At 48.2% G+C, this 255-nt stretch carries 1 protein-coding gene; it reads left to right on the top strand.

Going from position 1 to position 255, the window contains the following annotated elements; genetic code table 11:
• Positions 1-255, top strand: a 255-nt coding sequence (locus EXZ60_RS19155; RefSeq protein WP_277436169.1) for a transposase, incomplete at both ends; no start/stop codon positions are given.

Here is a 255-nt window from a genome sequence, read left to right as displayed (position 1 = left end):
GAGAAACGGTCGAGGGCGACTTCTGCCTAAGCTAGAAGGGAGGAGGCTGAAAGACATTACTCGAGGCACCAACCGTTCGCAAGTCCTTGACCTAAAAGTCCGTCGAGGTAAACAAGAGTTTAGAGTTGTGCGACGTTGGTTTGCCGAAGAAAAACGATTCTGCATTTGGATAACTAACTTACCTTCAGACACCTATACTGCCGATGACATCATGGCGATCTACCACTGTCGATGGCAGGTGGAGCTGCTTTTTAA

This window comes from Vibrio sp. 1151_11 (genome assembly GCF_029478525.1).
Lineage (GTDB): Bacteria > Pseudomonadota > Gammaproteobacteria > Enterobacterales > Vibrionaceae > Vibrio > Vibrio anguillarum.
This window is presented reverse-complemented; position numbering and strand designations above follow the sequence as displayed.